This is a genomic window from Nocardia sp. NPDC055165, assembly GCF_053606985.1.
Genome location: NZ_JBSGSS010000009.1, coordinates 142,386 through 169,324 on the forward strand (window position 1 = coordinate 142,386; position 26,939 = coordinate 169,324).

26 protein-coding genes are annotated in these 26,939 nt (G+C 66.9%); 10 read left to right on the forward strand and 16 right to left on the reverse strand.

The window, feature by feature from the left end:
* Positions 1–8: 8 nt before the first annotated feature.
* Genes ACWFRF_RS20005 through ACWFRF_RS20015 form a run of 3 tightly spaced genes read right to left on the reverse strand, consistent with a single transcriptional unit; the run spans position 9 to position 4,257 of the window.
* Positions 9–1,205, reverse strand: a complete 1,197-nt coding sequence (locus ACWFRF_RS20005; RefSeq protein WP_452451492.1) for a DUF7373 family lipoprotein — start codon at positions 1,203–1,205, stop codon at positions 9–11.
* Positions 1,202–2,794, reverse strand: a complete 1,593-nt coding sequence (locus ACWFRF_RS20010) for a protein kinase domain-containing protein (protein WP_452451494.1) — start codon at positions 2,792–2,794, stop codon at positions 1,202–1,204. The genes ACWFRF_RS20005 and ACWFRF_RS20010 overlap by 4 nt, the downstream gene beginning before the upstream one ends.
* A 44-nt stretch (positions 2,795–2,838) precedes the next feature.
* The gene (locus tag ACWFRF_RS20015) at positions 2,839–4,257 is read right to left on the reverse strand and encodes an MFS transporter (protein WP_452451496.1); all 1,419 of its coding nucleotides are present in this window, start codon (positions 4,255–4,257) and stop codon (positions 2,839–2,841) included.
* A 183-nt stretch (positions 4,258–4,440) separates the two neighbouring features.
* Here ACWFRF_RS20015 and ACWFRF_RS20020 point away from each other — a divergent pair, with 183 nt between their 5' ends.
* Positions 4,441–5,271, forward strand: a complete 831-nt coding sequence (locus ACWFRF_RS20020; RefSeq protein ID WP_378996024.1) for an SAM-dependent methyltransferase — start codon at positions 4,441–4,443, stop codon at positions 5,269–5,271.
* Between the two features lie 49 nt (positions 5,272–5,320).
* Here the strand turns inward: ACWFRF_RS20020 and ACWFRF_RS20025 are convergent, their stop codons facing one another.
* On the reverse strand, positions 5,321–5,785 hold the full coding sequence (locus ACWFRF_RS20025; protein WP_378996022.1) for an SRPBCC family protein: 465 nt from the start codon (positions 5,783–5,785) through the stop codon (positions 5,321–5,323).
* A 51-nt stretch (positions 5,786–5,836) separates the two neighbouring features.
* Between ACWFRF_RS20025 and ACWFRF_RS20030 the strand changes: the two genes are divergently transcribed.
* The gene (locus ACWFRF_RS20030) at positions 5,837–6,451 is read left to right on the forward strand and encodes a hypothetical protein (RefSeq protein ID WP_452451498.1); all 615 of its coding nucleotides are present in this window, start codon (positions 5,837–5,839) and stop codon (positions 6,449–6,451) included.
* Between the two features lie 412 nt (positions 6,452–6,863).
* On the opposite strand, the gene ACWFRF_RS20035 is transcribed toward ACWFRF_RS20030, so the two are convergent.
* The 3 genes from ACWFRF_RS20035 to ACWFRF_RS20045 form a co-directional block, all read right to left on the reverse strand.
* The gene (locus ACWFRF_RS20035; protein WP_378996018.1) at positions 6,864–7,370 is read right to left on the reverse strand and encodes a MarR family winged helix-turn-helix transcriptional regulator; all 507 of its coding nucleotides are present in this window, start codon (positions 7,368–7,370) and stop codon (positions 6,864–6,866) included.
* A 34-nt stretch (positions 7,371–7,404) separates the two neighbouring features.
* Entirely contained in the window at positions 7,405–7,533 is a 129-nt protein-coding gene (locus ACWFRF_RS20040; protein WP_379314492.1) for a hypothetical protein, read from the reverse strand.
* 333 nt (positions 7,534–7,866) lie between these two features.
* Complete coding sequence (locus ACWFRF_RS20045) at positions 7,867–8,193, reverse strand: hypothetical protein (RefSeq protein ID WP_378996014.1); 327 nt, start codon at positions 8,191–8,193, stop codon at positions 7,867–7,869.
* Between ACWFRF_RS20045 and ACWFRF_RS20050 the strand changes: the two genes are divergently transcribed.
* On the forward strand, positions 8,186–8,725 hold the full coding sequence (locus tag ACWFRF_RS20050) for a hypothetical protein (protein ID WP_452451501.1): 540 nt from the start codon (positions 8,186–8,188) through the stop codon (positions 8,723–8,725). The genes ACWFRF_RS20045 and ACWFRF_RS20050 overlap by 8 nt on opposite strands.
* Here ACWFRF_RS20050 and ACWFRF_RS20055 read toward each other — a convergent pair.
* The 5 genes from ACWFRF_RS20055 to ACWFRF_RS20075 all read right to left on the reverse strand — a co-directional run bounded on the left by ACWFRF_RS20055 (position 8,713) and on the right by ACWFRF_RS20075 (position 13,295).
* On the reverse strand, positions 8,713–9,414 hold the full coding sequence (locus ACWFRF_RS20055; RefSeq protein WP_452451503.1) for a Crp/Fnr family transcriptional regulator: 702 nt from the start codon (positions 9,412–9,414) through the stop codon (positions 8,713–8,715). The genes ACWFRF_RS20050 and ACWFRF_RS20055 overlap by 13 nt on opposite strands.
* 139 nt (positions 9,415–9,553) lie before the next feature.
* The gene (locus ACWFRF_RS20060) at positions 9,554–11,164 is read right to left on the reverse strand and encodes a GMC family oxidoreductase (RefSeq protein ID WP_452451504.1); all 1,611 of its coding nucleotides are present in this window, start codon (positions 11,162–11,164) and stop codon (positions 9,554–9,556) included.
* 119 nt (positions 11,165–11,283) lie between these two features.
* Complete coding sequence (locus tag ACWFRF_RS20065) at positions 11,284–11,790, reverse strand: pyridoxamine 5'-phosphate oxidase family protein (protein ID WP_379314496.1); 507 nt, start codon at positions 11,788–11,790, stop codon at positions 11,284–11,286.
* 172 nt (positions 11,791–11,962) lie between these two features.
* A complete protein-coding gene (locus ACWFRF_RS20070; RefSeq protein ID WP_452451506.1) occupies positions 11,963–12,736 on the reverse strand; it encodes an SDR family NAD(P)-dependent oxidoreductase in 774 nt (257 codons plus the stop codon).
* Positions 12,737–12,803: 67 nt separating this feature from the next.
* Positions 12,804–13,295, reverse strand: coding sequence for a beta-class carbonic anhydrase (locus ACWFRF_RS20075; RefSeq protein ID WP_452451508.1), 492 nt, complete (start codon positions 13,293–13,295; stop codon positions 12,804–12,806).
* A gap of 1,150 nt (positions 13,296–14,445) precedes the next feature.
* Here ACWFRF_RS20075 and ACWFRF_RS20080 point away from each other — a divergent pair.
* The 4 genes from ACWFRF_RS20080 to ACWFRF_RS20095 all read left to right on the forward strand — a co-directional run bounded on the left by ACWFRF_RS20080 (position 14,446) and on the right by ACWFRF_RS20095 (position 18,544).
* The gene (locus tag ACWFRF_RS20080; RefSeq protein WP_378995999.1) at positions 14,446–14,784 is read left to right on the forward strand and encodes a hypothetical protein; all 339 of its coding nucleotides are present in this window, start codon (positions 14,446–14,448) and stop codon (positions 14,782–14,784) included.
* A 453-nt stretch (positions 14,785–15,237) separates the two neighbouring features.
* Positions 15,238–16,467 (forward strand): PP2C family protein-serine/threonine phosphatase, encoded by a 1,230-nt coding sequence (locus ACWFRF_RS20085; RefSeq protein ID WP_452451510.1) that lies wholly within the window; start codon positions 15,238–15,240, stop codon positions 16,465–16,467.
* Positions 16,464–18,086 (forward strand): sensor histidine kinase, encoded by a 1,623-nt coding sequence (locus ACWFRF_RS20090; RefSeq protein WP_387444385.1) that lies wholly within the window; start codon positions 16,464–16,466, stop codon positions 18,084–18,086. The genes ACWFRF_RS20085 and ACWFRF_RS20090 overlap by 4 nt, the downstream gene beginning before the upstream one ends.
* Positions 18,083–18,544, forward strand: a complete 462-nt coding sequence (locus ACWFRF_RS20095; protein ID WP_449962803.1) for a response regulator — start codon at positions 18,083–18,085, stop codon at positions 18,542–18,544. Before ACWFRF_RS20090 ends, ACWFRF_RS20095 begins: the two co-directional genes overlap by 4 nt.
* On the opposite strand, the gene ACWFRF_RS20100 is transcribed toward ACWFRF_RS20095, so the two are convergent.
* A complete protein-coding gene (locus ACWFRF_RS20100; protein WP_379313850.1) occupies positions 18,541–18,897 on the reverse strand; it encodes an STAS domain-containing protein in 357 nt (118 codons plus the stop codon). The genes ACWFRF_RS20095 and ACWFRF_RS20100 overlap by 4 nt on opposite strands.
* 320 nt (positions 18,898–19,217) lie before the next feature.
* Between ACWFRF_RS20100 and ACWFRF_RS20105 the strand changes: the two genes are divergently transcribed.
* A complete protein-coding gene (locus ACWFRF_RS20105; RefSeq protein ID WP_387445176.1) occupies positions 19,218–19,598 on the forward strand; it encodes an ATP-binding protein in 381 nt (126 codons plus the stop codon).
* A gap of 72 nt (positions 19,599–19,670) precedes the next feature.
* Here the strand turns inward: ACWFRF_RS20105 and ACWFRF_RS20110 are convergent, their stop codons facing one another.
* A complete protein-coding gene (locus tag ACWFRF_RS20110) occupies positions 19,671–20,615 on the reverse strand; it encodes an AraC family transcriptional regulator (RefSeq protein WP_379313848.1) in 945 nt (314 codons plus the stop codon).
* A 349-nt stretch (positions 20,616–20,964) separates the two neighbouring features.
* On the opposite strand from ACWFRF_RS20110, the gene ACWFRF_RS20115 reads away from it, so the two are divergent.
* On the forward strand, positions 20,965–21,399 hold the full coding sequence (locus ACWFRF_RS20115; RefSeq protein WP_452451513.1) for an STAS domain-containing protein: 435 nt from the start codon (positions 20,965–20,967) through the stop codon (positions 21,397–21,399).
* 38 nt (positions 21,400–21,437) lie between these two features.
* On the opposite strand, the gene ACWFRF_RS20120 is transcribed toward ACWFRF_RS20115, so the two are convergent.
* Together ACWFRF_RS20120 and ACWFRF_RS20125 are read right to left on the reverse strand one after the other, a co-directional pair.
* The gene (locus tag ACWFRF_RS20120) at positions 21,438–22,313 is read right to left on the reverse strand and encodes a hypothetical protein (protein ID WP_452451515.1); all 876 of its coding nucleotides are present in this window, start codon (positions 22,311–22,313) and stop codon (positions 21,438–21,440) included.
* The gene (locus tag ACWFRF_RS20125; RefSeq protein ID WP_379313845.1) at positions 22,310–22,660 is read right to left on the reverse strand and encodes a hypothetical protein; all 351 of its coding nucleotides are present in this window, start codon (positions 22,658–22,660) and stop codon (positions 22,310–22,312) included. The genes ACWFRF_RS20120 and ACWFRF_RS20125 overlap by 4 nt, the downstream gene beginning before the upstream one ends.
* A 71-nt stretch (positions 22,661–22,731) precedes the next feature.
* Here ACWFRF_RS20125 and ACWFRF_RS20130 point away from each other — a divergent pair, with 71 nt between their 5' ends.
* A complete protein-coding gene (locus ACWFRF_RS20130; protein WP_452451517.1) occupies positions 22,732–26,262 on the forward strand; it encodes a CHAT domain-containing protein in 3,531 nt (1,176 codons plus the stop codon).
* Positions 26,263–26,939 lie beyond the last annotated feature (677 nt).

A 26,939-nucleotide genomic window follows, 5' to 3' on the forward strand; every position in this document is an offset into this window, starting at 1 on the left:
GCTCCGAACTACTGAGCGTTCGCCAGCAGCGCGTACTGTGCCGCGGCCTGCTGGCGAACTCCGGCGGGTTCGGCGCCGCTGACGAACGCGCCGTAGCGCCGGTAACTCACATAGCAGCGGGTCAGTGCGGGCGCACTCCCCGCCCGCCGCTCCGCGCACCGCGCCTGCGGCAGGCCCTCGGGCGCCGCGACCGGATGCGCTGTCGCGCTGAGCGTGTTCTGCCATGTCGTGCCGAAGGCGAGGGCCGCGGCCTCGTCACGGAACCGGAACAGCGTGGTGCTGTAGGAATTCGCCACGCTGTCCACGCCACCGCGATCCCACGCCGCGCCGAGCTCGGCGGGTTCGGTGGGGCGGTAGTGCAGTCCCGCACGGCCGGTCCACGCCGCGAACTCGCGCGAGGAGATGGCGATCTGCTGATTAGCCGGGCCGGGAATCAGGGTGCGGCGCAACAGCTCATCGGGATCGCGGGGCAGCTCGGCGATCCGGTCGGGCGCGGTCGGGGTGAACTTGTCGAGCAGGGGGATCTGGGCATCGAGGACGGCCGCGACGCGTGTGGCCAGCGCGTCGATGTCGGGCGAGGGATGCTGGAGGAACATACTCACCACGATCTCGCCGTGGGCGAAGGTGGCACCGATCGTCTTGATGCCGGGCCGCCAATGCGCATGTGCGGCAGCGTAACCGGGGATCGACACCGGCTGATTGTCCGGACTCACCCGGAAATCGGTCGCCTCGAGTTCCCGCGCCGCCTCCTCGGCGGTCTTCGCGCCGGGAAACCGCGCCAGCACCACCCTGGTGATCCGCGCGTCGGTCTCGATCGCCGGTCTCGCCTTGTCGAAGGCTTGGCTGCCCTCGGCGACGTCGAACGCCACGATCATCCGATGCCGTTCCAGCACGGGAAGATTCACATTCGAGATCGCCGAGGTGTCCGAAGCCCGCCGTGGGGTGTCCAGGACATCGGTGCCCCAGCTGTGGGTCAGCGCCGGATCGACCTCGTGCGGCAACACCACCGCGCCCGCCATCCGCAGCCCTTCCAGAATCGGCCCGTCCGTGGACTTTCGGCCCGCCTCGATATCGGCGGGCGCCGTCGTATAACTACCCACGCCGAGGGAGCGGACGTCGATCTCACCCGGCGTCGCGGTGCCCTCGACGGCGCCGCAGCCGACGAGCAGAACGGCGAGCGAGCCCAGCGCCAGTCGTGCGGTCACAGAGGTGCGGTGCTCAACCATTGGTCGATCATCTCCTGATGGGTGTGGCCCTTCCAGTACACCTGGAGCAGCACAGTCGAATACGGCGCGGCGTCGAATCGCACCAGCAGCCATGGTCCGGTGGAGCCGTTGAAACTGTGCACGGTCAGCGGTCTGCCGTACCGCGACCGCGGCTGCTGGGTCGCCCCGGCGGGCAGGGACGCGACGAACCGTCCGACGGTCCCGGAATCCTTGTGCGCCATCACCTGCACGTGCAGTCCTTCGCGGTCGGTGCAGTCGAACCCCGTATCCCACATCGCCTCCGCGCTCTTCGTCGCGAAACTGCACCGCAGTCCCCGATACCCTGCACTGTCGGGACTCGCGGGCAGCAGGTCGGGGAACATCGCGATCGTGGGCCGCGCCGCCGCCCACGCGTCGACGGTGGTGGTCGGCGCGACCGTTGCGCTCGTCGGAACGGCGCCGGTTCTCCCGGAATCTCGGATCGACAGGACCACAGTTCCGATCGCGATCATGGCGACCGCCCCGAGTGCGCCCGCTACCCACCACCCGGCGTTCCGGCGACGCGCTCCAGCACGACTGGCGGTGTCGAGCTCGGCCCGATTGCCGGCACCGAACGTCGGGTTGCCCGCGACGCCGGTCCCAGCTACCGCGTCTGGGCCCACCCTGCTGACCTGTGGCCCTCGCACCAGGTGGTCGATCGGCTGAGCCGGTCCGACGGGGCCGGTCATCGGACGAGCTGGAGCGGTTCCGGTGGTCAGGGCCGTGGACGCCGCCGCGACCATCGCCGCACAACTGGCGAATCGATGATCGGGATCCTTGGCGAGGGCGCGCGCGAACACCGCGTCCATCGCAGCGGGCATGCCCGCCGCGATCTCGCTGATCCGCGGCACCGGCTGCATCAGATGCGCACCGATCAACGCCCCCGCATGGGTCGCGGTAAACGGTGGGCGCCCCGCGAGCAGGTGAAACAGCGTGCACGCCAACGAATACTGGTCCGACCGCGCGCCCGCGGTGCGCCCGTCGAGCTGTTCGGGCGCCGCGTAGCGCAGCGTCGCCACCAACGTCCCGGTCTCGGTCAGCGCTGCGCCCTCGTCGACTGCCTTCGCGATGCCGAAATCGGTGAGTAGCACCCGCTCACCGCTGCCGCCCGCGCTCTTGCTCAGCAGAATATTGGCGGGTTTGACATCGCGATGCAGGAGCCCGGCCGTGTGCGCGCAATCGAGCGCGTCCGCCGTCGACCGTGCGATGTGCAACGCCCGCCGCGGCGCCACAGCCCCTGTGCGGAGCGCCGTTTCCGCGTCGCTGCCCGCGACGTACTGCATCGCGATCCACAGCTGTCCGTCCTCGTTTCCGCAGTCGTGGATCGCCACGATATTCGGATGATCGAGGCGCCCCGCGAGATCGGCCTCGCGCTCGAATCGACCCCGGAACACCGGATCCGCCGAATACGAGGAGTGCAGCAATTTCATCGCGACCAGACGCGGCAACCGCGGGTGCCGGGCGGCGTACACACTCCCCATCCCGCCCGCCCCGAGCACCCGCTCGATCCGATAGCCGGCGAAAAGGTCACCGGCCCTGAGCTCGTGCATGGTGTCACGCTAGCTCAGGACCGGTGGCGCCGCGATCAGCACGCTCAGCGGCGGATCCCGCGCACAGCCAGTGCCGCCGAGACGGCGGCGACGAGCGTGATCGCCGCGCAGATCAGATGCACGACCGCGACCGCGTCGGCCGCCGATGACGCGGTCGCTCCCACCAGTTCGAAGAACACCGACCCGATGCTCGCGATCCCGACCACGGTCCCCAGTTGCACGCTGGTGACGAGAATGCCGCTGGCGTCGGCGGCGAGTGTCACCGGTACCGCGGCCAATGCCCGTGTCATCAACGGGCTGAACGCCAGCCCGTTACCGAGACCGAAGACCCCGAACGCGATCGACGCCGCGATACCGATACCCGCGCCGTCGCCCAGCAGCCACGCGAGCCAGCCCAGCGAGGCCGCGCTCATCACCAGCCCGAACGGAATCATCCTCGCGTGCAGCGTGGCCGGAACGCGCTGCCAGGACAGTCCGGCCACGGCGAACGCCGCACCCATCGGCAAGAACTGCATGCCCGCCCGCAGCGCGCTGTAGCCGAGGTCGCTCTGCATGTGGATGGCGCTCACGAACAGCCAGCCACCGAAGGTCCCCATCACCATGAGCAGGGTGGCGGCAGTCGCGAGCAGACCGGGCGCGCCGAGCGCCTGCGGCGCGAACAGGGGATCGCGGCCGCGCCCGGCGACCGCCCGCTCGACCACAACGAACACCGCCAGCCCGAGCACACCCGCTCCGAGACACAGCCACGACCACCGCGGAAACCCGAGCTCCCGGCCGAGCACCAGCGGCACGACCAGCAACAACACGGTGGCCGTGAGCGTCACCAAGCCCAGCCCGTCGACCGTTCGATCGGTGCGGGCGACGGTGACCGGGAGGACACGTGGAGCCAGCACCAGCAGTGCGATGCCGATCGGCACATTCACCAGGAACACCCCACGCCAACCGGTGCCGCCCAGATCGGCGTCGACGATCAATCCGCCGAGAATCTGGCCCGCCAGCAGGCCACCGGAGACGATCGCCGCATAGATACTCAGGGCTCTGGCTCGCGCCGCCCCGGCGAACGTGCGCTGGATCAACGTCATCACCTGTGGCGCCATCGCGGCCGCCCCGACGCCCTGACCGAACCGGAACACGATGAGCGACAGCTCGTTCCATGCCAGTCCACACGCGAGTGAAGCCAGGGTGAACCCCGCCAGCCCCGCGATGAAGGTGCGTCGCTGCGTGAACCGATCACCCAGGCGCGCACCGCCGATCAGCAACACCGCGTACGCGATCACATACCCGGCGACGATCAATTGCAGTGCGGCCCCACCGGTGTCGAGGCTCGACCGAATGGACGGAATGGCGACATTGACGATGGAGCCGTCGAGCACCGTCATGAACTGGCCGGTGAGGATGACGACGAGCACGGCGATCGACCGCCTGCCCACCACCGAATCGGGCACCGGGGCTGGTTTGAGCATCTGGATCATGCTCAGATCCTGGGACCGGAGGCACAGGATGAATAGGAGCCCACCGATACGGGTACTCCCGATACCCCGCTCGCGGCCTGCCCCGGATGGAGTCGGAATAGCTTGTCTGCCAAAGTAACTGATGCTCTAGGCTTGATTCGTCCAGTTGGCTCCGATGCTCGAAAGGCGCTCCCGATGTCGCATTCTTCTGCCGCCTACCCCAGCGCTGTTCCGGTCGGGGTGGACACCACCCGTGCGAGTATCGCGCGTGTCTACGACGCCGCACTCAACGGCAAGGACAACTACGACGTGGATCGCGCAGTGCTGGACCAGGTCCGCACCGTCGCTCCGCAGGTCAACGACCTGGCCTGGGCCAACCGTGACTTCCTGATCCGCGCCTGCCGATTCCTGGCCAGGGCGGGCATCGACCAGTTCCTCGACCTCGGATCGGGTCTGCCCACCGCGGAGAACACCCACCAGGTGGTCCAGCGGGTGAACCCTCAGTCCAAGGTCGTCTATGTCGACAACGACCCATCGGTGCTCGTCCACGCGCAGGCATTACTGGCCAGCAACAGCCGCACCCGCATCGCCGAAGCCGACATCTTCCGCCCCCTGGAAGTTCTCGGCAACGAGACGGTCCGCCGCGAACTCGACTTCACCCGCCCGCTGGCGCTGTTCCACATCGGCACCCTGCACCACTATCTCGGCGACGACGGCCCCGCCCTCATGCAGACCTACATCGACGCATTGCCCTCGGGCTCGTTCGTCGCGATCGCCCACTTCCACGACCCGGAAACCGCCGAATACAGTGAGCTGGCCCGGAAAATGGAAGAGAAGTTCATCCACAGCCCGATGGGTAGCGGCCGCTTCCGCACCCGCGACGAAATCCAAGCCATGTTCGGCACCCTCGACATGGTCGAACCCGGCCTCGTCCGCTGCGACGACTGGTGGTCCGACGGCCCCCACCTCACCCCCCTCTCCGATGTCCGCAACTGCATCGTCGGCGGCGTCGGCCGCAAACCCTAGCGCCGCGATCCGGATCCGAGTTCCCGGCGCTACCTTTCGGGGCGCTGGGTTATTTCTTGATGGTGCGGGCGAGGATGCCGAGAGTGGCCCGCAGCGCGGACTCGGGAATGATCGGGAAGATAGCTGCTTCGCGGTAGCGGGGCGCGATCCTGCTCCAGTCGTAGTACGAGGTGACCAGGGTGCCGATGTCGCTGGGCTCGAGGCGATATCCGTACAGGTGCTCGATCGGCGGTTGGATGGCGCCCGAGATCGTCCACTCGAGATGCTTGTCCTGCTCGAACTCGGTGATGATCACTGTGACGTCGTATTTGCCCATCGGGAAATCGTTGAGGGACTCACGATCCATGTGCACGATGAACTCGTCGCCGACGCCGGTGACGGGCTTGCCCTCCGCCGATTGCAGCATGCCCGAACTGTCGATCGCTACGTGCCCTTCGGGGGAACACAGCAGTGTGAAGATTTCCGAGGGTGACGCGGGGACCTGCCGCTGCACTTCGAACCGTTCTACCGTCATGTCGTCCACCCTCGCACACTCGGCGTCGATGCGATCCGCCACTGACGCCAGATGAACCGGACGGCTACGCGTGCGCGGCAGGTCCGATCGTCCTGCTGCCGTCACCTCGGTGCGGTGGCCGGTGGGCGGGCGATCGATGGAGTCGGACGCGGCGGCTTCGTCGTGGGCGGGGGCATGGTCGTCGTCGGCGACGTGGTCGTTGTCGACCGCGCCGACGTGGTCGTCGGCGCCGCCGGTGTCGTGGATATCGCCGGTGACCGGGATGTCGTGGTCGAACTCGGCGGATCGGTTGTTGTCGTGCTGCTGGGCGGTGCCGTCGTAGTGGTGCCCGGCACTGTGGTGGAAGTGATGGTGACGGTCGAGGGATCAGCAGACATCGTCACCGTGCTCGGATCGGCCGTCACCGTGATCGTCGACGTGTCAGTCGGAGTCATGGCGACGGTCACCGTGGAGGTCGGGGTCGGGGTGACGGCAGCTGGGCCCGGCACATCGGAGGTGTCCTGGACCGAAAGGCTTGCCGTGGCAGAGAAACTCGCGCTCACCGAAACAACCGTCGAGTTCGCCGTCGCGGTTTCCGTCGGTATGGTTGTCGTCGTTTCCGTCGCAGTGGTCGTGCTCGGGGAATCGGCGCCCGGTTGGGCGGACTCGGTATCGGTAGTGGGGTAGCCGCCCGGGACGTCGACCGGTACGGCGACCTCGCTCGGGTTGTCGGCTGTTGTGCTCGTGATCGTCGCGATGGACTGGCTTCGGCCGGCACTGTAGTCGGAAAATCGTGCGGTGGGTTGGCCCGCGAACGGCCCCGCGCTGTTCGCCCGCGCCGGTGGGCTCGAATCTGCCCGCACCACGAGCGTTGTCCCGATAACCGTCATCGCCAACGCGGCCGCCACCCCGGCACGCGACATGTGCCGCCGGAACCGGTCTGTTGATCGCGGCGCGGACGGGTGGCCGCACCGTCGCACATTCTGGGGTCGAGGCTCGGTCTCGGTGACAGGCTCGGCCACCGGGTCTTCGCTGTTGTCGAAGGTGCGCATTGCATTCCTGCTTTCTCCCTCGAAATACGCCGACCGGCGTGCTGTTCTCAGGGGCGCGAGTAGGGATCCACCTCGCGCAGCCGTTGCCGGTGAATTCGTTGCAGTTCGCCCGCGCGGGTGAGAAAGTCGGCGATTATTTCCAGTTCGGCGGCGTCATAATAATTCAGCAACATCTTGTAGCTCTCGACGATCATCGGAACGACGAGTTCCTGTACGCGATCGGCCGCGAGTTCGGTGGCCATCACAATGACGCGACGACGATCGGTCGGGTGCAGCGACCGTGCGATGTAGCCCTGTTTCTCCAGCCGGTTGAGCATGATCGTGACACCGGCGGAGGTGAGACCGAGCCGCTCGGCCAGCCTGCCCGGCGTCGTGGACTTCTCCTCGAGCAGGACGATCTCCAGCGCACGCCGATCGGTCTCGTTCACGCCCAGCACTCTGATCAATTCACGGACCAGGTCCTCGACGCTTCCGTGGTAGAACTCCAGCGCCCTTTTGAGCTCGACCGAGATCCGGGCGGGTTCGCTTGTTGTCGGGCACACGGGCTTTCCCATCGATCACTGGAAACAGAGAACCGCTCAGCACGAGTCACCGATCAGGGCCTGCTCGGTTGCTGAGCGCCGCGATCCGTTCAGGGGAGCCGGGACGCGCGGCGGAGTCGATGGATGCCGCAGGGCGCGGCAGCGGGGATTGCGGCCAGGTGCTCGAAGTGGGCATGGGCGCTCCTGTCCATCGATCGACCGGCTGCCCGAACCGCGGCTGACGAACATCACGAAAGCGGCACCGCTCCGGTCATCGAAGCGGCCGTGGCTGTGCCGGACATGCACTGTACGACACACCGGGCGAGGCGATACTGCGCATCGGATAATTCGGTCGAACTGACTTCTCGTCTCCAAACCGTAAGCAGGGCAACCACTATCAGGTGATGCTGCCGTCGGGTGCGGGTCGGTGGGGCCGGGCCGGGCTGCTGAGGCAACCCGGTCCGGCCCCTTCACCACAGGCCGCCGGCGCGGACACCGGTCATCATCCGGCGGCACTCGTTGGGTGAGCTCAGACGACAGCTGTGGTGGTCAGGGTCGGGGACGGGTTCGGGTAGCACGAGGTCGCGACATTGCCGACAAAGGAGACATTGGTCGTCATGGTCATACCGGGACTGGTGTAGCTGGTCCCCGCGTACTTGCTGGTGATCGGTGTTCCGGCGGCGCCGGCGGTGACGTTGATGGTCACCGCCGGCGGGGTGAAGCTGGTGCCGCCGGCGATCGGGCCCGGCACGGTCAGTACGACATTCCCGCCCGATGTGGCCACGGTGCCCGCCACGGTGCCCCCGGAGGCGGTAGCCGAGACCACCGTCGAATTCGCCGGAGTCGGAATGGTCATCTTCAGGTTGCTGATGTTGTTCACGGTGAATCCGGAAGCCGAAGTGGGCACCGACGAGGCGCCCGGTGTGATGGTGATGGCCACCGCGGAACCCGACGCCGCTGAGCTCGGCGCGGTGCCGGTGACCGAGGTGTTCATGCTCGAGGTTTGGCCGATACCGAGGACCGTGCCCCGGCAGCTCCAGTTCACGCTGACCGGCGCAGCATTTACCGGTGCGGCCAAACAAAAGACGGTAGCGATGGCGACCGGGGCAATAAAGCCCGCACGAAACAGGGAAGAGGTCGATATCATGGCGATCTCCAGGGAATGTCGAGCAGCGGTAAGACGGGAGTTCGAACCGCTAAAAAATGGGTGTTCAGAAAATATAACCCGCTCGCATCTTTCTGTTGTTGAAATCGCAAATCCAAGCGTGTCAAAAATATCATTATCCGCAATTAGATATCTATCCGGAATAGTTAACTGCGGAAAGGTTTTTTCGCAGACCGGTATTGTCTCGGCCTGTCATCACCCGCCGGCTGCTCAGTGGCTGTGAAGTTTTGCTGTGAGCTGCCGCAATCCGTCGCCGTCATCGATGCCGATGCTTACTGGGCCGATGGTGATCAGGCGGTGTCGCTCGAATTCCTCGATGACCTTGTGGAACGACGGGCTCCGCACACCGAGCATGGCGGCGAGCGTGCGCTGATTCAGCTGCACCGACCCGTCGACGGCTTCGTCGAGAAGCAATTGAGCCACCTGGACCGGGAGCGGGCGGCCGAGCATGTCGGTCAGCCGGGTCTGGACCGTCGTAACCCGTTGCGCCACAGTGGATATCCAGCGCCGAGCGATCTCGGGGTGGGTGGTGAGCACTGTGTCGAAATTGCGCTGAGGCAGGAACAGGCACTCCGCCTCGGCGAGCGTGCGCGCGGTGTATGCCAGTGGCACCCCCAGCACCAGCGCGATATCGCCGTCGACGTCGCCAGGACCCAACATGCCTACCACCGCACGCTGTGTGCCCGACTCGACGGACAGTTCGACCTGCCCCTGCCGCACGATCCAGACTCCGTCCGGCGGTTGGTCCGCCGAGAACATCACCGATCCGGCGGGCAGGGCTTGGGACTCGAGACGGTCGGCAAGGGCGGTGAGGTCGTCGAGATGCAGGGGAGCGGTGGCGCCGTGGCCTACCCATCGCGCGACCCAGGCCGCATGACGCACTCGGTGGTCGTCGAAAGACTGCTCACCCATATCGTGCAGCAAGTGGGAGAACGTTCGGTGGCTGTGTAGCATCGCGTGCTCCTGAAGGTGCGTACGAACTGGTCAACCCACCGCCCATTGTCCTCCCTTCGGCAAGAGGCCCACCGCGTGCATACCGATGCGGAACCGCTCAGGGTCGAAGGATCAGGTCCGCGCACTTCTCGCCGATCATGATCGAGGGCGCGTTGGTGTTCCCGCCGATGATGGTCGGCATGATCGATGCGTCCGCGACGCGCAGACCGTCGATGCCCGAAACCCGCAACGTCGGATCGACGACCGCACGCTCGTCGACTCCCATCCGCACCGAGCCCACCGGGTGGTACACGGTGTGAATTCGGTTCGGCAGCTCCGCGCGCAGCGACGCGTCGTCGGCGAACTCGGCCCCGGGGTTGATCTCGCCTGCGTTGTCGCCGGTTCCCGCCATGATCTCGCGCACCATCGCGATGCCTTCGAGCAGCACTTCCGCATCTTTGGGCACGCTCAGATACCCGGGGTCGATGAGTGGAGCCGCAGTCGGATCCGCCGAGGAGAGCCTGACGGTGCCCCGGCTCTCCGGGTAGATCAGCGTCGGGAAGACACTCTGCCCCGGCTTCTTCGTCGGCGGTACGACCCGCCTGTCGGAGTCCTGGTTGGGCGAGGGGTAGACCCAGTAGAGACTGAGCAGTTGCAGGTCGGGAATGTCCTGGGCGAACGACGTGCGCACGAACGCGACGGACTCGAACGATGATCCGGCCGCCCACGAGCTCCCTGGCCGGCGCTTCTCCGCGAGGAGTCCGCGCAGGAAGTACGACGGAGTCGGTCGACGCACGGCCGATTTCATGTTGTACGAGAGCGGGACGAAGAGGTGGTCGTGCAGGTTGTCGCCGACCGGCAGATCCGCGTGCACCGCGATACCGTGCTGCGCGAGGTGTTCGGCGGGACCGATTCCGGACAGTTGGAGGATCTGCGGCGACCCGAACGCTCCCGCCGAGAGGATCACCTCGCGCGAGGCGTGCACAATCTGCTTGCCGCCCTCGACCGAGATCTCGACGCCGGTGGCCCGCGAGCCGTTGATGACGATCCTGATGACCGTCGTCTCGGTGAGAACCAGCAGGTTCGGGAGCGGATCCGCATGGATGTAGCCCTGCGCTGTGGAGTAACGCAACCCCTTCGCGGCGCTCTGCTGAAAGACCGCGACGCCTTCCTGACTTTCCGCGTTGTAGTCGTCGATGGCAGGCACACCCAGGCGCTCGGTCGCCGCTGCCATGAACGCGCGGGCCGCCTCGGTGAGATCGCTCTTCCGGGTGACCTTGATCGGGCCACCACCACCACGGAGCTCGCTGGCGCCGCCCTCCCAATCTTCGAGTCGTTTGAAGTACGGAAGGACACCGGCGTAGTCCCAGCCCTCGCAGCCCTCGGCCGCCCAGTCGTCGAAGTTCTTCTTGTTGCCGCGGACGAAGAGCATGCCGTTGACCGAACTCGAACCACCCAGGACCCGGCCGCGCGTCATGGGGATCGTGCGGTCGAGCGCACAGCGCTGCGGCGTCGACTTGGAACCCCAGTCGAACAGCTTCTTCAACTGCGGCGTGGAGTGCATGACGTTGATAGCGCCGGGAATCTGGAAGAGCATCTTGGCGATGCCTTTGTCGTCGGCGCGCCCAGCCTCGATCAGCACGACAGACGCGCCACTTTCCGCGAGTCGGCGAGCTACCGCGCAACCGGCGCTACCGGCTCCAACCACGATGTAATCGGCGTCGGTCATCGGCGTTTCTCCGTTCGATTACCGTTCTTCCGGTACGGCGACGATCACCCTGCCGGAGACGACTTCCAGGATGCGGTCGAGAGTGGACCCCTTCATTGTGCTCGTCCGAAGGGCTCAGATCAGGGTTGAACGCCGGCTGTGCTGCCGCCGAGCGGCATGGCGGGCAGACCGAGTTTGCGATGGTCCCACGAGCGGATCCGCGTCGGCTCGACCCGAACGACGATGCGTTTGTGCATCATGGACTCGACCAGCGGACGAGCCTGCTCGGTGTAGGGACCGACGTAGCGGCGGAAGACGTCGATTCCGGCGTTCCAGTACTCCTCATCGGCGGGGTCCTCGATCAGATGCGCTGTTCCTTCGATCGACACGCCGCGCAATTGGTCGTAGGTGTCTCCCGCCTCGGCCATACAGGTGAGGGTCGGGTTACGGCGCAGGTTGGCGGCCTTCTGCGACTTCGCCTTGGTCTCGAAGTAGATCTTGCCGTCGAGGTGCCCGAACCACATCGCTGTCAGATGCGGTTTCCCCTCGGCATCGAGGGTGGCCAAGGTGAGCACCCTGCTGCGGTCGAGGAACTGCGCGATCTCGTCCGCGCTCATCTGCACCGTGGCCCGCTGTTTGATTCCCACGTTCACCTTCCAGCTCGATCGTTGCGCCGACCCTATCGAGCAACCGCGATCGGCGATCCCGAACGCGACTATTCCGCTGGTCAGCGGCCCATGTGGTTGTCGCCTGCTGGAATGGCGCGTCCCACAGGGTGAATCGCAGCAGTCGACAGAACTTCGGATGGGCGCTGCTGGTTCAGAACTGGCCGGGCAGCGGCACAATGCCCAGGTTGGCGTCGAGGCCACCGTCGACGACGAGGGTGGTGCCGGTGATGTAGCCGGCGGCGGGCGAGGCGAGGAACCAGATCGCCTCCGCCTGTTCACGTGGTTCCGCGAACCGTCCGAGTGGGATCCGGCGTTCGATCGCGGCGAGCAGTGCGAGGTCCTGGTGTACGCCGGCGGTGATGCCGGTGCGGGTGAGCCCTGGTGCGATGGCGTTGATCCGAATCCCCTGCGCGGCATAGTCGATCGCGACCGCGCGGACCAGGTTGATCAACGCGCCTTTGGACGCGTTGTAGGCCCAGTTTCCCGCATCGCCACGCAAACCGGCCACCGATGCGGTCAACACCGCGCAGCCCCCGGACCGACGCAATGCCGGAATCGCCGCTCGCAGCCCGCGAATCGGCCCGAGCAGGTTCACGCCGAGGATGCGGTCGGCTGTGCGCACCGCATCGGCGGCCTCGAGCGGCGGGGTGCCGCCGGTACCGGCATTGAGGACGATGGTGTCGAGTCGGCCGAAACGGCTCAGCGCGGCGTCGACCGCGGCCTGGTTCACCGCGTCGGAGGACACGTCGCCGGCCAGGGTCACGATGCCGTCGCCGAATCCGGTCAGGCCGTGCTCGGAGAGATCCACCGCGACCACGTCGTGCCCGCGTTCGGCGAACAACTCGACAGTGGCGCGGCCGATCCCGGACGCGGCGCCGGTCACGATCGCGACGCGACGCGCGTCGGCGGGGGAGGGCTCGCTCATCTGGGGCCTTGTATCGGAGCCCGAGCAGCGGATCTGATCTCGGCCACTCGGGCAGTCACACCGATGATCAGTCGAGTACTTCGTTCAGTTTTCCGGTCGCGACGTCGAAGACGAATCCGCGCAGAGAGGTGGTGCGCGTGATGAAGGGGCTGCGTTCGATGCGGCGCAGCGAGTTGCGGATGTCCTCGTCGAGATCGCCGAAGGCCTCGGCGGACCAGGTGGGCTTGATGCCGATCTCGTCCTGGATCGCCCGTTTGAAATCGTCGTCGGTGAAGGTGAGCATGCCGCAGTCGGTGTGGTGGATCAGGATGATCTCCGTGGTGCCGAGCAGTCGCTGGCTGATGGCCAGCGAGCGGATCTCGTCGTCGGTGACCACGCCGCCCGCGTTGCGGATGACGTGCGCTTCACCGTCGTGCAGGCCCAGGATGCGGTAGACATCGAGGCGGGCGTCCATGCACGCCACCACCGCGACGTGCTTGGTGGGCGGCAGCGGGAGCGGGCCGCTGAACTGCGCTGCGTACGTGGCGTTGTTGCTGAGGTATTCGTCTGTGACGGTCATGGCGGCGTCCTAGGGTTGATGGGTCGCGACAACGAATCTCCGCCTTCATGGTTGGTGCTGGTTCGGAGGGCGGCCAGAGATTCGCGCAGATCGAGGCGAAGGGTCGTTCGCAGCGGTGCGAACGAGTAGACGCCGCCCGTGTCGATGCCACGGTGCCCGCGTCGGGCCGGGAGAGAAGCCTGATCGACCGCGACCGGACGCCTCTGTGGTCCGCACCTGTGCGGGGCGGTGTGTCGTCAGGGGCAACCTGATTCATCTATTGCGAGAGCTCCTATGAAATCAGGATTCGCGTGAGCTGTGAATCGAATCCGGTCGTGAACATGATCCGTCGTGAGGGCAGAGGTGTAACCGCCGAGCCCTGTGCGTCAGCACTGCATGTGGACCGGTGCCGGGTTCATGGATGACATGTGTAAGAGATTCCTGTCGCATCCGTAGTCAAATGTCGAGCCAGCTATTTGCCGGGCGCGGGTATCGCAGTATGAATATTCGAGACGGAGTAATCGGGTTGTTCTGTGCCGCAGGTCAATTCACAGTTGGATGCAGTGTCGACAGTATGGTCATCGGCGGCAGGGGACGAAGAATTTTCGACCGCCCGGACCGGCCGTTCAGGCGTAGTATTCCGGTGCTTTCCGGTGTTTGACAGAAAATTCTCAACACCAACACTGCGAAGCTGCGGAGTTTCCAGGGGAATGCTTCGACACTGCGACAGCGGCCACGACCGTAAGGACGCTGTAGAACTGGCCGCGATAATGATGCCAGCCTTCCTCGAAGCCGAGCGCAACACGGTTCCGGTCGGCCGGTCGGGATATCTGCGCCGTATCGGCTCACTGGTTCACCTGGGCTGACCTCGCGGCCTCGGCATCTCGCCGACGTTCCTGTCGGCAGTGCTGTATCCGGGACGAGACTGGGCGTTTGCCGAGGTGGGAAGCGTCGTGACGGCCGCCCGAAGCGCCCTGCACCACGCGGATAGACGGCCGCCCTCGCGCCCGGCTGCCGATCTCGCGCAGATCACATGCTCTTTGGTACGGCTCACAAACCCACTTATGTTAGCTACTAATTAGCTATAAGATGTCCGGTTTGGCCCTCCATTTTCTGCGAATATTCGGGTACGGTCGACCATTGACGGGGAACTACTTCGACAGGGGGATCGATGGACGAGAACATCAGTGGTACCCCGCTATCGCGCGATGACGCAGGCGGCGATCGGGTTTCACGAAATCTTGAATACCGCTTTGCGGCTCATGGCGCTGAATCTTATGACAGCGAGACCGCTCATCTCCACGATGTCGTGGATCAATTGGAGTACGCGGTACAGGTTTGTTCGCGCGAGAGCATCCCGCTTCCCTTCGTGTTGAAGGAAGTCGAAAAGGCACTCGGTGTGGACCTCGACGATCTCTCGGCAGACTGGCCTTCCGCCCTCCGTCTTCACCTCGTCGATTACGTGACGGCGGTGTTCGCGAAGGACCACCTCCAGCCACCACATATGTGACAACGAGGCCCGTCGGCGGCCGGTGTTGTGCAAGTCGGACGTGGCGGGCAAGCCTCAGCGGCTCGCGCGCAGTATGCGGGTAGCGCAGTACGCCGGGCGATTCGCTCTCGAATCCTTCGGATCCGTGGAGGTAGCCGGCGATGAGCTCGGGGGCGGAGTGGCCTTCGATAGGATGGTCGACCTCGCGGACACGCAAGTCCGGGCACGTAGTGCGATAGGCGAAGGTGCCCATGCCCACGCCGAAATCCTGCGTGGGCATGGGTGTCGGCGCAATCGGATAGCATCCCCGGTACTACCTTTCGGTCCAGCAACCGGCCGGCGGAGTCAGTTCGCGTCGTGGGCGCTTGTGATCGGAGGCTTTCGTGCACACCCTGGGTTTTGTGCTGTCCAGGTGGGGAGGGGGAGGTCTGATGTGGCGCGAGCAGGCGACTCTCGGCTGCGCCGGCGGTGGTCGTGGTGCGCAGTGACGCGTTGAACGCCGATCTCATCGCGGCCGGGCCCAGATCGCAACGTCAACTCCGCATACTGCTGGTCGAGGACGACCCCGGCGACGCCTTGCTGGTGGAAGAGATGGTCGCCGATCTGTCTCCGCGCCCGCACCTGGATTGGGTACGCACCCTGACCGAGGCCGGCGAGCGCCTACGCGCCGACGTCCCCGATTGCGTGCTGCTCGATCTGCATCTGCCCGATGCGCACGGACTAGAGGCGCTGGCCGGGATCCGCGACCGCAACGATCAGGTCCCCGTCGTGGTGATGACCGGGCTCGACCAAGAGCGCACCGGGCTGTTCGCGTTGGCCTCCGGCGCGCAGGACTACCTGGTCAAGGGCCGGGTGGACCCGGAATTGTTCGGGCGCGCAGTGCGTTACGCGATCCAGCGCAAGCAGGCCGAACTCACCAGCGCGGCCCTGCAGGCCAGTCAGATGCGGGCACAGGAGAACTCCCGACTCGAACGCGGACTGTTGCCGACCCCGCTGTTGGGTGCCGACCCCGCAGTGGAGGTGGTGTCGCGGTATCGGCCCGGCCGCGACCACTCACTGCTCGGCGGCGACTTCTACGACGTGGTCCAGGACCCGACCGGCATCGTGCACGCCATCATCGGTGATGTCTCCGGCCACGGTCCCGACGCCGCGGCGACCGGGGTCGCATTGCGGCTGGCGTGGCGCACGCTGGTGCTCAGCGGTGTCACCGGTGCCAGGCAACTGAGCCTGCTCGAGGAAGTGCTGCTCGCCGAACGCGCCGACCAGCAAACCTTCGCCACCGCTACCAGCTTGGTACTCGACCCGGCGACCCGGCAGGTGTCGGTACGCCGCGCGGGTCACCCCGGCATGCTGTCGTGCACCCGTGCCGGACTGAGCTGGGTGGAGGTGCCGGGCGGACCGGCCCTGGGTTTCGTGCCGGGCTACGCGCAGTGGCCCGCGCACGAGGTGGCGCTGGCGGATGAGGCGGGGCTGATGCTGTTCACCGATGGACTGTTCGAAGGGCGCGTCGGCGACGGCAGCACCCGCCTCGGCGAGGACGGATTGTTCGCACTGGCACAGACACTGCCCGTCGGGCAGCCCGAGTCCTTCGTCGACGCGCTGATCGGGCAGGTGGCGGAGCTTTCCTCGGCGGCAGGCGGTTTGGATGACGATGTGGCCATCCTGTATTTGCGGTGGAGTGATGTGACGAGGCGGATGACGTGACGAGTAGTGCACCAGCTCGGTCGGGGTCGATCCGTCAGCTGACGGCACAGGGCTGGTTTCAGCTCGTGTTCGCGCTGATGATCCTGGTGGTGGTCGTCGGTGCGGCGGCGGGTGCGCAGGTCATCGCGCACACCAGCCGGGTCACCGATCGTCTGCTCGCCGAAACTCTGCCCGCGTCCACCGAAGCCCATCGGCTGCAGGGTGCGCTGCTGAATCAGGAGACCGGCATCCGCGGCTACGCCATCACCGGGGACCCGCAGTTCCTCGAGCCCTACGACCGAGGGCGCCAGGAGCAGACACGCGCCGCGGACCGCTTACGGGAGCTGCTCGTCGGCCACCCCGGATTGCTCGCCGACCTCGCCGCTGTCGACCTCGCCGCCCAGCAGTGGCGGGCCGACTTCACCGATCCGGCGACCGGGGCCGTGTCGTCTCGCACGGGCATCGGTCTCGACGCCGCCACCGGAGCGGTGCGTCGAAAGGCGCTCTTCGACGCCGTGCGCGATACCTTCGCGGTGCAGAACGACCATCTCGTCGCGGTCGTCGACAGCGATTCCGCCGAGCTGGCAAGCGCACGCACCACCCGCAACATCGTGCTGTGGGGCATCGTCGCGGTCTTCCTGCTGACCGGGGTGCTGCTCACCGTGCTGGTACGGCGACTGGTGGTACGGCCGTTGGGCTATCTCACCGAGTCGTCGCGGCGGGTAGCCGCGGGGGAGTTCGACGCGCAGATCGAGGCTGTCGGTCCTTCCGATATCGCGCTGGTCTGCGAGGCGGTGGAGAACATGCGCCATCACATCGTCGCCGAGCTCGATTCCACGCGCATCCAGGAAGCGGCACTGCTGCGCCAGAAGCAGGATCTCGACATCCAGGCCGAGGAACTGCGCAGATCCAACACCGAGTTGGAGCAGTTCGCCTACGTCGCCTCCCATGACCTGCAGGAGCCGCTGCGCAAGGTGGCCTCGTTCTGCCAGTTGCTCGAGAAGCGCTACGGCGACCAGCTCGACGAGCGCGGCAAGCAGTACATCGACTTCGCCGTCGACGGCGCCAAGCGCATGCAGGTGCTGATCAACGACCTGCTCACCTTCTCCCGCGTCGGCCGGATGTCGGAGGGCACCGAGCCGGTGGGCCTGGATCAGACCCTGGACGAGGCGATGGCCGCCTTGTCGGCGACCATCGAGGAATCCGAGGCCGTGATCGAGCGCCCGGCGGCGTTGCCGGAGCTCCTCGGGGAACCGACCCTGTTGATCATGCTGTGGCAGAACCTCATCGGCAACGCGATCAAATTCCGCACGCCCGGCCTGACCCCTGTGGTCCGGGTGGCGTGCGCGTCCAACGTCGACGACGCCGAGGAATGGGAGTTCTCGGTGTCGGACAACGGAATCGGCGTCGCGGCCGAATTCGCGGAGAAGGTCTTCGTCATCTTCCAGCGTCTACACCCGCGAGATGCGTACGGCGGCACCGGGATCGGACTGGCCGTGTGCAAGAAGATCGTGGAGTTCCACGGCGGCCGGATCTGGCTCGACACCGACTACCGTGACGGCACCCGCCTGTGCTTCACCCTGCGGGCGGCAGCGCCCGCGACCACCGCCGCATCCATCGAGAACGAGGTATTCGCATGACCGATCCCGCCCAGCCGGTCGACATCCTGCTCGTCGAAGACGACCCCGGCGACGAACTGATGACGCGGGAAGCCTTCGAGGACAACAAGATCGGCAACACGCTGCACGTGGTCAGGGACGGTCAGGAAGCGCTGGACTTCATCTATCGCACCGGCGCGCACGTCGACGCCCCACGGCCGGATCTGATCCTGCTGGATCTGAACCTGCCCAAGTACGACGGCAGGCAGGTGCTGGAGAAGATCAAGGCCGACCCGGAGCTGTCCCACATCCCCGTGGTCGTGCTCACCACATCGGCGGCCGAGGAAGACATTCTGCGCAGTTACAAACTGCACGCGAACGCCTACGTCACCAAGCCGGTGGATCTCGACCAGTTCATCGCTGCGATCAGGCAGATCGATGAGTTCTTCGTGCAGGTCGTGCGGCTCCCGCGAGTGCGGGAGCCGCGACTGCGGACCTAGTGCGCGTTCGGCTCCGCGGCGATTGCCGCCTCCAGGGTGGCGTAGACAGCGAGCAGCTTGTCCAGTCCGGTCAATTCGATCGGTCGAGCCACCTCATGGGAGGCGACCACGCGCAGCTGGTAGGGCGCTGCCTTGGACACGACCAGCAACGCGCTGAGCCCGGCCGAGCCGAGGAAGCCGACCTGGGTCATATCGACGACCAGTGTCTTGCCGCTCTGCTGTGCCTTCTCCAGCGCCGCCTGCAACTGGGGCGCCGAGGCCATGTCGACTTCACCGCGCACGGAGAGGATTTCGAAGTCGTCTTGTGCTCGTGTCTGCACGTCGAGGTCGCGGAAGCCGCCTTCTACACTCACCGAAGGTCTCCTCGGTTGCGATTCGCCACTTTTCTACCTCTTGCCTCTAGCTTCGCCGGGTCGGCGAATGTGCGAGCGATTCTTGCTCGAGCAACCTACCCCATCCGCTCGGGCCGCAAACCGTTGCGCCGCACCGGGGTACCCTGGCTCGGACGTATCCGCAGGGCTGCCGCGAGAGGGTTTTGTCACGCCCGGACGTGGCATATCCGGATACTGCAGGGGTACTGCCAATGGCGCGGGTGTTCTCGCGGATTCGTTGGACGTCGAGATGGAGAGGGAGGCATCAGGTGACGACGCACCCGTCTCGGCAGGACAGCGCCGTGAAACCGTTCGAGATCGACTTCTCGGCAGAGGCCGCGCGGTTGGCCGAAGTGCGCCACGCGCTACAGGCCTGGCTGGCCGAGGTACCGGTCGACCCGAACCAGGCGTACGACATAGTGCTCGCCGTCGGTGAGGCGTGTACCAACGCCGTCGAGCACGGTCACCGTGGCGACGGCGGCACAGTACGCGTCACTGCGGCGCTCACCGAGACTCACGTCCATACCGTCGTGACCGACGAGGGACGCTGGTCGACCCCCGATCCGGACATCGATCGGTCACGTGGGCGCGGGATGGGCATCATGCGCGCTCTCAGCAGTGAATTCGAGGTCAGCACATCGGCGGCAGGCACGGTGGTGGACATGCGGTTCGCTCGGGCGTGAGACGGCCCTGACCCCCTCGGTCGCGCCGGCGCGGTGGGCTCGGACCGCGTTCGCGCCGCGATACGGCAGCGCTCATTCGCGCAGGGTCTGGCTCGGTGGCCGACCGTAGCGTCGGCGGTAGGCCGTGGCGAAGCGGCCCGGATGGGGGAAGCCCCATCGGTAGGCGATGGTCGCGACAGTCTGACCGTCACCGGGCAGCGCGGCGCCGAGTTGCTCGTGCGCCGCGGCAAGGCGCAGTCGCTGCAGGTACTCGAGCGGTGTTGTGTCCAGATGGCGGCGAAAGGCGAGCTGCAAGGCGCGCGGCGTGACAAAGGTTGCCGCTGCGACGTCGCTGATCGCGATCTTGTCACTCAGATGCGACTCCAGGTAGGCGATGGCACGGCGCACGGTGTGCGGGTGAGCATCGTGACGATCGGTGGCGGTGGGCTCGTGCTCGGCGGTCGTCGGCATGGTGGCCAGCACAGTCGCGGCGAGATAGTCCGAGGCCGTCGTGACGGTGAGCGGGCTGCTCGCTGCATCGGGGTCCGCGGCGATCTGCTGCAGGTGGATGATCACCCGCCGCAGCCGCTGTCCGGCCGCCACAGTGACAGGTCGGTGCCCGTCTACGCGCACGCGGTCTCCGCCCGCGGCGGTGGCCATTCGGTTCAGGATCGCAGGATCGAACATGGTGATGTCGTAGCGGCTGGTTCGGATGACCCCCGAGTAGGGCAGGTCGTGGGGGGTGAGCAGACCGGTCTGCCCGGGCGTGAAGGTGTCGGTACCGCTACCGTGATAGTTCTCCTCGATCCGACCGCTGTGCACGGTGACCAGGCAGACCCGGCCGAGCGGGTCGGCATCGTAGGCCATGTCGAAACCCATCTCGAGCTGGTCGAAGTTGATCGAACCGAGCACCTCGCGACGAATCCTGGAACGCACCTGGTGCGGGCCGTGGTTGCCGATCTGCACCCGGGTGTAGGCGTTGTTGAGGAACTCCTCGGTCGCGGCGAGGTCGTCGCTCTCGAAATTCAGACTCTGCACGACGCTCCCTCCGTGGACACGCGATGAAGGGCACGCCGGTGTAGGCGGGCGCCGGACGACCGCGCCCGTATGGTTTCCCGGCGCCATTTTACCGGCTCGGCAACAGGCGACGCACCCGTTGTCTCGCCCTCGGTGCACCGCGTGTCGTCCCTGCGGCGCCCGTCCGCAGGGACGAAATGCGAAGGCCGGTTACTGCGAATCAGGACCGATAGCGAACAACTGGGCGCCAGGGCAGCGACGGGGCAAGGCTGTTGCCTGGCCGCGTGCTGGAATAGGATTGCCGGCCCGATCTTGAGCACACAGGACAGTTGGCAGCGCACTGCTCTCCGGTGCTGAAGAATTGAGTCCGTTGAACAATCGTCCCGACGAAACCCGCTCGCCCGCAGCCGGCGACCCGGCTGCCGATCTCTGCCGCCGCTTGGGTGCCGTCGCGGAATCCGCAGGACAGGTCATCGTGCTGCATGCTCGTGGGGAGATCGACGCCTACACCCTCCCGCGCTGGCGGGGCCTGCTCGAGTCGGCTGTCCCCGCGTCCGCCGGTGGTGGTCATCTCGTCGTCGATCTGGCCGAGATCACGTTCCTGTCGGTCCGTGCCATCATGGTCGTCGCCGACCTGGCGCAGCAGCTGGACCGCCGCGGCATCGGGATGCATCTCGCCGGCGGGCTGGCCCCTACGAGCATCGCGCGCGTGATCGACCTCGCCGGGATGACCGAGTGGATTTCGATCCACCGGGACCTCGCCACGGCTCTGGCCGCTACGGCCGGTCCGCGCTCCGACGGCTGACGCCGGCCGGTCGGATCGCGCGAGAAATGGCCACACAGCTACCCGGGCTGTTTCCGCAGCACCTCGGTCAGTTGCTCGCCGATCGCCGGTGTCAACCTGCCCGTCAGTTCGAACCCGAGCTGGTTGGCGACATCTCGGGCGTACAGGTCGATCGAGGCTTCCACGAGGTCCGCGTAGACCCCCACCGCACGGCGGATCCGACGGCGCGACACCAGCAATGCCCACACTCCCGGCACGAGCGCCGGCCACCAGTACACACCGACTGCCAGATAGGCCAAGCCCCACACCGGGGTGCGGGCGGCGGAGCCACACCGTTCCTGGACCGTCGTCACCTCGGTGCGCGCCGCGTCGGGCAGCACCAGCCACAATCGCGGCCACGTCGTGGTCAGGTCGAGTCCTGTGCCGCGGCTGACGCGCTCGTCCACGCTCCGCAGTCGGTCGCCTGCCCACGTGGGGCATGCCGGTTCGATCTCGGCGATCGCGTTGCGCCGCAGCACAGCTCGCTGCGCAGTGCTCTTGGCCCGGCGGTCCGATCGGTCGGCCAGCACCGCCTTGACCGCGGCGTCCGCCTTGGCCGTCGCACGCCGCCAACGGCGGTGGCGCAGCGCGACGAACGGTCTGCCTGCACCGGTGCCGGTGGCTGCCCACGCGGCGATCACGGTGCCGCCGAGCGCGGTAACCGCCAACCCCACCATCGCGGTCGCGGCGAGGAACGCCGCAGCGGCCCACACCAGCGCGGGACCGGTCGACACCGTCGTCACCCGGGTCCACAACAGCTTGAAGTCGAGTGCGTGCGAGGGTCCGAGCGCGACCGCCACGACCACCACGGCCACGAACACCGCGGCGGGCAGCGCGAGCGCGGCAGCCCAGCGGGTAGCAAGGTTCTTGCCGAGCTCGGTGAGGAACGCGTTCACAGCTCGATCCTGCGCAACGGTTGCCCGGTGAGCTCGCACCGCGCACCTTCGTCGATCCTCGCCCTGGTGCACGCACTCGTCGGGCACACCCATGCCGTGACGACGATGTCGCGCGGTCCCTTCCACGGCTCGAAGCCGCGGTGCGCCCGCGTCAGGTTGTCGATGCCGTGTTGGGCGAAGGCACTGTCGAGCAGGTCGAGGTCAGCTTCGGACACCTCGCCCTGCTGTGCCGCCGTGACGATTCTGGCCAGTACGTCCGCGACACCGTAGCGGGAAGCGCGTTCGGCCAGCGCCGCTCCGGCCTGCTCGCAGAGAACCTCGACTCGCGGACCGCTCGTTGATGTCATGCCGAATTCGAACCTCCTGCTTGGTGATTCGGATCACGCTACCGTGGACCGAACGGGATCGGGGGCCGCGCGTGTACGACGACATTCGGTTGGTGGTCGAGAACTTCGCCGACACCGGTGACATCGGTGCACTGCTGGCCGCGGGCCTGCCGCCACCGCAGCAGTGCCCCGCGAATCTGTTGCCGCACCTGGCCCGAGCGCACTGGCACCGGTTCCAGGCGCAGAGCGGGTTCGCCGGGCTGGTCGACCGGGAGATCGCGGCCGCCATCGCGGGCACATCAGGTGATCTCGCGGTCGCGAGCGTCGTCGCCATGCCGCAATACCGGGCGTTGAACCAGGCACGCGAGCAGTTCCAGGTCTACCAGGACCGTGACTCGCTGGTGCTGTTCGCGAACGCCTGTACGACGGTGATGAACGCACTGGACGACGAGCGGATGAAAGCCGCGCTCACCGCCGATCACGCCACATTGCTGCTCCTGCTCGACGAGCACGACGGTTCCGACACCTACCGCGAGACCGTCGTCAACGGGCTGAACTGGACGATCGCGCACACACCTCGCGACGATCCGCAACGCGCCCGCAGGCTGGTCGATCGCGCCCGAGCGCAGGACAACGCGGGCCTGTCGCCGGGCAAGATCGTCGCCGACTACCGGGCCGCGGCCCAACTGGCGTTGCGGGAACGCCCGGTGTGGCGCGACGTCGTGCTCGAGCTCGCCCAGTACGAGTTCGATCTCTACACCGACGGTGCAGCGCCCATCCACCTGGCCGGTGCGCTGGTCGCATGTCGTGATCTCGCCGACGCGTTGAAGCGCGACTACGGCGACACAGCGCGGGTGCCCGCACTCGCGCAGCTCGAGCAAGAGGCGAGCAGGGAGATCGGTTCCGATATCGCGCGATTCCTGATGACCTGCCATCGCGATCCGCGCGCTCTGCAGGCGCAGTACGACCTGGTCGCGAGCCTGCGGCGGCAGCCGGTCACCGGCGATGTGCTGGTGCGACGACGTGACCAGGCGTGGGTGCTGGCCGTCGGACTGCCGCTGGACCACGCTGAGCGGCCTGCCGCGCTGCTGGATCTCTACTACGCGCACAACGACCTCTGGGATATCGGCGGCGACACCGAGGCGATCACCCTCGCCTACGACGCGGTGACCGAAGCGCTGCTCGCCACCACACCGAGCCACGCGCTGCGGGCGCAGCTGCTGAAAGCACTCGCCCACTGCGCGAGCACCGTCGCGATGGCGACCGGCTCTCGCGACGAAGCGAAGCTGGCGGTCGACGCCGCCCGCGCCGCGCTGAACTTACCGGCCGCCGACGATGACCAGCGCGCACTCCGGCTCTCCGCACTCGCGTCCGCGCTGATCACGCAATGCCGAGTCGGCTCCAGCCCCGCGGCGGGCCGCGAGGCTGTCACCGTCGCGGAGCAGGCCCTCGCGCTGACCCCACCCGATGACCCGAACCTCCCGCTGCGCTGGTCGTCCCTGTCCAGGGCGGCCGAGGAGGTGGCCGAGGCCGGTGATCACGCCATGTTCACCACAGCGGTCGACGCGGCGGCATCGGCGGTGTCCACCATGGCGACAGACGATGTGCGCCGGGTCGGCATGCTCTACAACTATGCCGGTGCCGTGCAGGCCCGGGCGGTCAGCACCGATGTCACGCATGCGGAACCGTTTCACGAGGCCGAACGCGCCTACCGGGCCGCGCTCGCGCTCGTGGGTCCCGATCACCCCGACGTGCCGCGCATCGAGAGCACCATCGCCGACGTGTTGTATCACCGGTACCGGCAGTGCGGTGATCTCGGCGCGCTGGAGGACTCGCTCGCGCTCGCGGAGAAAGCCGTCGGTCAGACCCCTGGAGACCACCATTGGTGGCCGTTGCGTGCGTTCGCGCTCGCGCGCTCGGCCCGTGCGCTCGCCGCCTTCGGCGGGTCGGGAGCCGACCGGTTGCGCGAGCTCGCGATCACCTATTACCGGTCAGTTTCCAGCCACCCGGCCACCAGCACGCAGCATCGGATGATCTGCGAACAGGCCCAGGCCGCGATGTTCGCCGAGGCGAACCCGGCAACATGGCTGGACGCGCAGGAACGGGTGATCACCGCCATCCCCGCCACGGTCAGCCGAGCGTTGTCCTGGGTCCGCAGGGTGGAGGCGGCGCGGCAGCTGCACGGCCTCGCCGACCGGGTGGTGGATGCCGGTGTGCGGTCGGGCCAGCTCGACCGAGCTCTGGAACTGGTCGAACGGTGCCGCGGCGTGCTGTTCGGCGACGCGTGGGGTATCCGCCGCGGCTGGGCACGACTCGGCGAGACGCAACCGTCGCTGGCCGAGGAGCTCAGCGAGGTCGAGCGCGAGCTGGCTGAGGCCGACGGATACGCCGACCTGACGTTTCACATCGAAGTGGAGTTCAACGGCCGGATCTCCTCCCGGGACTGGGACCCGCGACCACAGGCCGTCGAGCAGATCCGGCAGCTCTCGATGCGGCGGGACCGGCTGCTCGCGCGAGCGCGCACGTTGCCGGGGTTCGAGGATCTGCTGGTGCCGCCGAATCTCGAAGTCCTGCGCACGCGCACGGCCGGGCACACCGTGGTGATCGTCAGCGCTCAGGGCAGCGCGCTCGTGGTTCCCGCCGACTGTCGGGAGCCCGTCGAGGCTGTGTCGCTGCCGCAGATCACCGAGACCACCGCCCGCGCCCAGGTCCGGCGGTTGCGAGCAGCACTGGCCGATGTGAAGGACCCGGCGTGCTCGTTCGACCGGCGTGAGCAGGCCCAGCTGGAGGTGCACGCGGTGCTGGAATGGCTGTGGACCACCACGGCCCGGCCGGTGCTGGAGAAGGTCACGACGCCGCGGCTGTGGTGGTGCCCGATCGGAATCATGGCCCAGTTGCCCTTGCACGCGGCGGGCAGACATCGCGATCACGCGGGGCAGACTGTGTTCGACCGGGCGGTCTCCTCGTACACACCGTCGCTGACCGCGCTCGCCGACACGTTGAGCACACCCCGGCCGCGCCATGCCCGTCACACCGCGCTCATCGTCGGTGTCGGCGAGCGTAACGGCGTCTCGGTGCTGCCGAGCGCCCGTGCCGAGGCTGAGGCGGTGGCGGGACTGGTGCCCGGCTCTACTGTGCTCATCGACGCCGCCGCCGACTTCGATGCCATCAAGCAGGGGCTGCACGAGCACGCGATCGCCCATTTCGCCTGCCACGGCCGGGCGGTCAGCTCGGCAAAGCATCCCGACCAGGGGGGACTGGTGCTCAGCGACGGGATGTTCGTGCCCTCGTTCGTGCACGACCTGCGCACCACGCGGGCACAGCTGGCGTTCCTGTCCGCCTGCGACACCGCGAGCCCGGACCCGGCTCTGCTCGACGAGCCGCTGAACTTGGCGTCGGCCTTCCATCTCGCGGGCTTCCGCGGTGTCATCGGCACGCTGTGGCACACCGCGGACAGCTCCCAGACCGCCGAGGCGGTCTACGCGGCGCTCACCGCGCACGGCACCCGGGCGCCCGACACGGCCGAGGCGGCCACCGCGCTCACCGAGGCGTTGCGCACCATGCGCAACGCCTATCCGGCCGTGCCGACCAGGTGGGCCGCACACGTCCATGTCGGTGACTGAGCTACCCGCAGTGGTGCGACACCTCGATGATCTCGGTGACTCGATCGACCGACGGCGGCGAAACCCAGGGAAGCCGACTCGCGCGGGGAGCGTGCTGAATCGTCGGCACCGTCCCGCGCATCCTCGCCGTTGACCTCTGACCGCGGCCGGTGCGACCCGGACCGGATAAGTCACTGTGGCACAACGCTATTCGCGTCAGCATCCAAGGGTCCGCGTGGGTGTGGGACGTCGAGGGTGCCCTCTGGAACGAGGACTCGGTTCGGTCATGGCCGGGAAACTGGGCGGGAACCCACAATATCGGAGATCGGGGCCGTGGAGTCTCACGAAGCGCCGAATCTCCTGTGCAGCAACGTGATCCACGCCGTAGAATTGCCGGCAGAGCGACGTCGCTCCCTTCGACGACCGATCGCCGGACAATGGCGTTTTCGTGAACGGTCCGAGTGCAGGTGTTTGCCGACCGTACCCACATCGTCCCGGTCCCGTCGAGGTGACCGTCCACGGATCGTGACGTCCGAACCTCACTGTTTCAGCGCAATACCAGCTCACCGTATGCCTACGTGCCACGACGCTACCTATCTGTCTGTCGTTGCGGCAGAACAGTAGCTGTGGCAGGACGGCTCCGTCTGAATCGTGTCAGCCCCCGTGAACCATCAGGGGATCTCACCGCCATATGGCCG